The 1,609-nt window shown below is 65.4% G+C and carries 1 protein-coding gene and 1 pseudogene; one reads left to right on the plus strand and one right to left on the minus strand.

What is annotated here, in order from left to right:
- Positions 1 to 202, minus strand: a pseudogene (locus VGH54_RS10205) (cytochrome P450); the annotation flags it as partial.
- Between the two features lie 327 nt (positions 203 to 529).
- Between VGH54_RS10205 and VGH54_RS10210 the strand changes: the two are divergent.
- Positions 530 to 1,609, plus strand: a 1,080-nt coding sequence (locus tag VGH54_RS10210; RefSeq protein ID WP_414688686.1) for an IS110 family transposase, incomplete at its 3' end; no start/stop codon positions are given.

Consider the following 1,609-nt stretch of genomic DNA (forward strand, 5'->3'; position numbering starts at 1 on the left):
AGAACGTCTCGTGGTCACGGGCCGCGGCCCAGACGTCGGCGTGCCGGGTCAGCACGTAATAGTCGTCCTCGGGCCTCTGCGTCGGCACCACATGGTGCACCGGATCGTGGTCGCGCAGCGCGCGGTACATCGGCCACGGGTTGGCCCACGTCTCGGCGTCGGCGAGCTGGAAACGAGGCTGGTGAGACAAAGTCGACGTCATGTCTTATTGATACGACAATCAGCCACGCGTGTCAACGGTCGCGAGCCTCAAGGGGCGCCCATTCACTCCTTCTTACCTTCCTTGCAGGGTGTTAGAGGCCGCTGGCCTTAGGCTTCGAGTCACCCAGGGACGGCGGGTATGGCTTTCATCGCTCAGCCCTCGATGGCCGAGGAGGATTGGCCGCCCGCCGTCCCGCGACGACTCGACCGCTAATTGAGAGATGCGATTTGATCGCTGTGTAAGGACACGACGGCGTGGTCGTCTGCTGGGCTGATCGGGACGATAACTGCTACGGAGGTGGTTGTGGCACAACATATCTGGGCTGGTGTGGACGCTGGTAAAGCGGATCATTACTGCATGGCTATCGACGGCGACGGGCAGCAATTGCTCTCGCGGCGGGTGACCAATGACGAGGCCGCGCTGCTGGAGTTGATTGCGGCAGTGACGACGTTGGCCGATGGAAGTGAGATCACCTGGGCGATCGACCTCAACGCCGGTGGGGCCGCCCTGTTGATCACCCTGCTCATCGCCGCCGAACAGCGGCTGCTCTACATTCCCGGCCGCACGGTCTATCACGCCTCGGGCAGTTACCGCGGTGACGGCAAGACCGACGCCAAAGACGCCGCGATCATCGCCGATCAGGCCCGCATGCGGCGCGACCTGCAACCGCTGCGTACCGGTGATGACATCGCGGTAGAGCTGCGCATCCTGACCGCCCGGCGTACCGATCTGGTGGCCGATCGCACCCGAGCGATCAACCGGCTGCGCGCCCAACTGCTGGAGTACTTCCCGGCCCTGGAACGCGCCTTTGACTACAGCAAAAGCAAGGCCGCGCTGATCCTGCTCACCGGCTACCAAACCCCCGACGCGCTGCGCCGTGCCGGCACTACCCGGGTGGTGGCCTGGCTGCGTAAACGCAAGGCCCGCAACGCCGATACCGTCGCGGCCACCGCCCTCGACGCCGCTAACGCCCAACACAGCATCGTGCCCGGACAACAACTGGCGGCCACCGTGGTGGCCCGCCTGGCCGAGGAGGTGATGACCCTCGACACCGAAATCGGCGACACCGACGCGATGATCGAGGAGCGATTTCGCCGCCACCACCACGCCGAAATCATCCTGAGTCTGCCCGGCTTCGGTGTCATCCTCGGCGCTGAATTCATCGCCGCCACCGGCGGTGACATGAGCGCCTTCGATTCCGTCGACCGCCTCGCCGGCGTCTCTGGTCTGGCCCCCGTGCCGCGCGATTCGGGCCGCATCAGCGGGAACCTCAAACGGCCCCGCCGCTACGACCGGCGCCTGCTGCGCGCCTGCTACCTGTCCGCCCACATCGCCATTCGCACCGACACCGCCTCGCGCACCTACTACGACCGCAAAAGATCCGAAGGCAAAACCCACACCCAGGCC

It is taken from the genome of Mycobacterium sp. (genome assembly GCF_036488105.1).
GTDB lineage: Bacteria > Actinomycetota > Actinomycetes > Mycobacteriales > Mycobacteriaceae > Mycobacterium.